This window comes from Nocardioides sp. (assembly GCF_014360585.1).
In the GTDB taxonomy this organism is placed as follows: domain Bacteria; phylum Actinomycetota; class Actinomycetes; order Propionibacteriales; family Nocardioidaceae; genus Nocardioides.
Genome location: NZ_JACIXG010000150.1, coordinates 1 through 4,419 on the forward strand (window position 1 = coordinate 1; position 4,419 = coordinate 4,419).

The window sequence follows — 4,419 nt, forward strand, 5'->3', positions numbered from 1 at the left end:
GAGTAGTCAGTTTCTGACGCCGAGGCGTCAGGAACTGACTACTCGGCGGGTTTGTGGACCAGGTCGTAGACCTCGCGTTTTGGGACACCTGACCGCTTGGCTGTCTCGGCGATGGCTTCCTTCTTCGTCAAGCCCTCACCTTCCAGGTCTGCCACGGCGGCGCGGAGGCTGGCGGGGTCGTTGGCGATCTCGGCTGACGGGTCGGCGCCGGTGACGACGATGGTGACCTCGCCCCTCACCCCTTCCCTCGCCCAGTCGACGAGCTCGGCGAGTCCGCCGCGGCGTACTTCCTCATGGGTCTTGGTGAGCTCGCGGCAGACGGCGGCGGCGCGCGTGGCGCCGAAGGCGTCGCGCATGGCTGCCAACGCGGCCTCGGTGCGGTGGGGCGCCTCGAAGAAGACCATGGTGCGCTCCTCCTTGGCCAGGCCCGTCAAGCGACGAGAGCGCTCGCCGGCCTTGCGGGGCAGGAAGCCCTCGAAGCAGAACCGGTCGACGGGGAGGCCACTGACGGCCAGCGCGGTCAGCACGGCCGACGGGCCGGGCACCGCCGTGACTCGTACGTCCTGCTCGACCGCCGCGGCGACGAGACGATAGCCCGGGTCGGAGACCGAGGGCATGCCGGCATCGGTGACCAGCAGGACGCGGTTGCCGTCGAGGAGGTCGGCGAGCAGGGTCGGTGTCTTCGCGCTCTCGTTGCCCTCGAAGTAGGAGACGACGCGGCCCTTGATCTCGACCCCGAGATCGGTCGTCAGCCGGCGCAGCCGACGGGTGTCCTCGGCTGCGATGACGTCGGCGGTGGCGAGCTCGGAAGCCAACCGGGGTGGGGCATCCTCGACCCGTCCGATCGGGGTTGCCGCAAGTACGAGCACGCCGTCCTTTGGATCTACCACACCGATATTGTTGCAGGCTTATATGGTTCCCTCGTGACGACGACGGTGACCGAGGAGCCGGAGCCCTTGGAGGGCCTGGCCGGCACCCCTTCCGGTCACCTCCTCCCGACCGCCTGGGAACGCGCCTGGCGCCGGATCAACGGCTCGCCACGGGCCGGCTGGGCGGCGACGATCGGGATCACCGCGCTCGCCTTCCTGCTCAGGCTGTGGCACCTGGGGACCCCGAAGGTCTTCGCCTTCGACGAGACCTACTACGCCAAGGACGCCTGGTCGCTGCTCGAGTTCGGCTATGCGCGCAACTTCATAGAGGGCGCCGACGACAGCATCCTCGCCGGACAGCTCGAGGGGCAGTTCGCCGACGGACCGTCGATGATCGTCCACCCCGATGTCGGCAAGTGGCTCATCGCGATCGGCATCAAGCTCTTCGGGATGGACCCGTTCGGCTGGCGGATCGCCTCGGTCGTGATCGGCTCGCTCCTGGTGCTGCTGACGATCCGGTTCGTACGCCGCGTCTCCGGCTCCATGCTGCTCGGGCTCGTCGGCGGCATCCTGATCACCTTCGACGGGCTCGCGTTCGTGCTCTCGAGGCTGGCCCTGCTCGATCTCTTCGTGGCGTTCTTCCTGCTGCTCGCGGTGCACCTGATGGTGATGGACCGTGACTGGTGTCGACGGCGGTTCGCCGACCTCGCGCCCACCCAGCTCACCGCACCCGGCGCCTGGGGCCCGATCCGCCGGATGCTGTTCCGGCCGTGGCTGCTCTGCTCGGGCATCGCGTGGGGGTTGGCGATCGGCTGCAAGTGGGAGGCGCTCTACCCGCTGGCCGCCTTCGGTCTCCTCTATGTGGCCTGGTCCGCCGGGATGCGGCGCTCCTTCGGCGTACGGCTCTCCTGGCTCCGTGCCTGTGTCGCCGACGGGCCGACGGCGTTCGCGCATCTGGTCGGGGTCGCGCTCGCGGTCTACGTGATCACGTGGATCCCGTGGATGACCCACGCCGACGTCTACGAGGAGTCGCTCTCCGCGACTCAGTACACGCGCTACACCGGCGAGGGCCACTGCGAGAACAAGTCGTACGTCCCCGAGAACCTCAACGACAAGCGCTGGCCGACCGCGACCGAGCCAGACGCGTCCGGGCTCGGGGAGGCGACCCAGTCGCTGCGGTCGCTGTGGTACTACCACCACGACGTCTTCACCTTCCACACCCACTTCCTGGACTGCGCCGAGCACACCTACGGCTCGCACCCGATCGGCTGGCTCGTCCTGAACCGTCCGGTCGGGGTCGCCGCCGACACCGGGATCCTGTCGGGCTCGAAGTCGCGTGGCGAGATGTGCGAGGCGTCGCCGACGACCGATCCCGACGGTGACGGTCCTGAGGAGGCGGGGACGTGTCTGCGGCAGGTCCTGCTGCTGGGCACCCCCGTCCTGTGGTGGGGAGCCTTCGTCGCGCTGATCGTCTCCGCGTTCATGTGGGTCGCCGCGCGGGACTGGAGGTTCGGCGTCGCTGTGGTCGGGGTGCTCTCGACGTGGCTGCCGTGGCTGCAGTACGCCGGGCGGCCGATCTTCTCCTTCTACATGATCATCGCGCTGCCGTTCCTGGTGCTCGGCCTGTGCCTGTGCCTGGGCAAGCTGCTGGATCGGCCGCCTCCGCTGGCCGGCCGGGACCCCGGGGCCCGGCGGCGCATCGGCGGCGCGATCGCCGGCGGCATCTTCGTCGTGCTGGTGATCTGCAACTTCGCCTGGTTCTGGCCGATCTACACCGACGAGCTGCTCACCCGACAAGAATGGCTGACGAGGATCTGGTTCAAACGATGGATCTAGAGCATGTGCTGCGCGGCCGAGTGCCGCGGCCGGGTGGCTTCGACGACGTCGTCGTGACCGTGTCCTCGGGGCAGGTCACCGAGGTGCGTTCCCCTGCCCCTGATGACCCCGAGTCGTCCGGGATCCTCCTGCCTGGGCTGGTGGACATCCACAACCACGGCGGGGGTGGGGCTTCGTTCCACTCGACCTCCTCGGACGAGATCGCCGCCGCGGCCGGGGTGCATCACGCCGCCGGTACGACCACTCTGCTGGCCTCGACCGTGACCGACGCACCCGAGCGGCTGCTCTCGGTCGTCTCGTCCCTGGCCACCGCCGCGGAGGCCGGGCTGATCGCCGGGATCCACATGGAAGGGCCGTTCCTGGCGCACTCGTGCCGAGGAGCGCACGATCCCGATCGGCTGATGGCGCCGGACGTCGGGCTCACCCGTGAGCTCCTCGCCGCCGGCCGAGGACACCTGCGGGTGATGACGCTGGCCGCGGACCTGCCGGGGGCCGACGAGGTCGCCGCCGTGCTCGCCGAGGCCGGGACCGTCGTGGCGCTGGGGCACACCGCGGCCGCCGCTGCTCAGGCCCGTGCGTTTCTCGCCGGCCCGGGGAGCCTGGTGACCCACCTCTTCAACGGGATGCCACCCGCGCACCACCGCGACCCCGGCCCCGTGCTCGCCTCGCTGGGGGCGGCCGGTGTCGGCGACGCCTGCGTGGAGCTGATCGCGGACGGCATCCACCTCGCCGACGAGACCGTCCGGGCGGTGATGTCGATGGTGCCCGGCTCGGTCGTGCTCGTCACCGACGCGATGGCCGCAGCCGGGATGGCCGACGGCGACTACCAGCTCGGGCCGCTGTCGGTGGAGGTACGCTCCGGCGTCGCCCGGGTGGCCGACGGGACCGGCAACGGGTCGATCGCCGGTGGCACCTCGCGGCTCCTGGACCAGGTACGCCGCCACACCGCGGCCGGGATCGACCTGGCCATGCTCATGAAGGCCGCCAGCGTGCGGCCGGCATCGGTGGTGGGTATCGACGCGGGCCGTCTGGACGTGGGCGCCCGGGCCGATCTGGTCGTCTGCGACGAGTCGCTGCAGCCGGTCCGGGTGATGCGCGGCGGGGTCTGGCTGTCCTCCTAGAACGGCTCGTATCCTGAGCACCATGTCCTCCACGAAGTCCGACGTCTCCTCCCCACTCATCGCCGGGCTCGTGCCCAAGTGGGCGGTCGCGGCCTTCGCCGCGGACGTCTTCTTCGTGCTCCTCTTCGCCTTCGCCGGCCGCCAGTCGCACGACTCCGGCCCGGCGCTCGTCGTGCTCCGCATCGCCTGGCCTTTCCTGGTCGGGCTCGCCGTGGCCTGGGCCGTCCTGGCCTGGCGCCGCTGGCCCGCCGCCCGCACCTGGCCGGCCGGCGTGGTCGTCTGGTTCGGGACGTACGTCATCGGGATGGCGCTGCGCGGCCTCACCGGCGGCGGCCTCGCGCCCGCCTTCCTCGTGGTCTCGATCCTCTTCCTCGGCATCACCCTCGTCGGCTGGCGCGGCTACGTCAGCGCCAAGCTCCACTACCGCTCCCGCCGCCTCGCCGGCTGACCCCAGCCGAGGCGTCACCCGCGTCGGCCGAAGCGTCAGGTAGGTCGGTCGAGACGTCACTCGCGTCGGCCGAGTTGGCATTGCCGGGCCAACACGGCCCACGTAAGTGACGGCTCGGCCGACCTAAGTGAAGTCTCGGCCGGCC

4 protein-coding genes are annotated in these 4,419 nt (G+C 70.5%); 3 read left to right on the top strand and 1 reads right to left on the bottom strand.

All coding sequences use genetic code 11. From position 1 onward, the window contains the following. Positions 1-38: 38 nt before the first annotated feature. A complete protein-coding gene (gene rsmI / locus H5T77_RS25455) occupies positions 39-890 on the bottom strand; it encodes a 16S rRNA (cytidine(1402)-2'-O)-methyltransferase (RefSeq protein WP_292653403.1) in 852 nt (283 codons plus the stop codon). Between the two features lie 33 nt (positions 891-923). Between rsmI and H5T77_RS25460 the strand changes: the two genes are divergently transcribed. From H5T77_RS25460 to H5T77_RS25470, 3 genes are read left to right on the top strand one after another with little or no spacing between them, the layout of a single operon-like run. Continuing rightward, entirely contained in the window at positions 924-2,705 is a 1,782-nt protein-coding gene (locus H5T77_RS25460; RefSeq protein WP_292653404.1) for a dolichyl-phosphate-mannose--protein mannosyltransferase, read from the top strand. After that, positions 2,696-3,826, top strand: coding sequence for an N-acetylglucosamine-6-phosphate deacetylase (locus H5T77_RS25465; protein WP_292653405.1), 1,131 nt, complete (start codon positions 2,696-2,698; stop codon positions 3,824-3,826). Before H5T77_RS25460 ends, H5T77_RS25465 begins: the two co-directional genes overlap by 10 nt. Before the next feature lie 22 nt (positions 3,827-3,848). Further along, positions 3,849-4,274, top strand: coding sequence for a DUF3054 domain-containing protein (locus H5T77_RS25470; RefSeq protein WP_292653406.1), 426 nt, complete (start codon positions 3,849-3,851; stop codon positions 4,272-4,274). Positions 4,275-4,419 lie beyond the last annotated feature (145 nt).

Coding starts and splice junctions, on each gene's coding strand:
- H5T77_RS25465 (WP_292653405.1), top strand. CDS start 2,696: ATGGATCTAGAGCATGTGCTGCGCGGCCGAGTGCCGCGGCCGGGTGGC.
- H5T77_RS25470 (WP_292653406.1), top strand. CDS start 3,849: ATGTCCTCCACGAAGTCCGACGTCTCCTCCCCACTCATCGCCGGGCTC.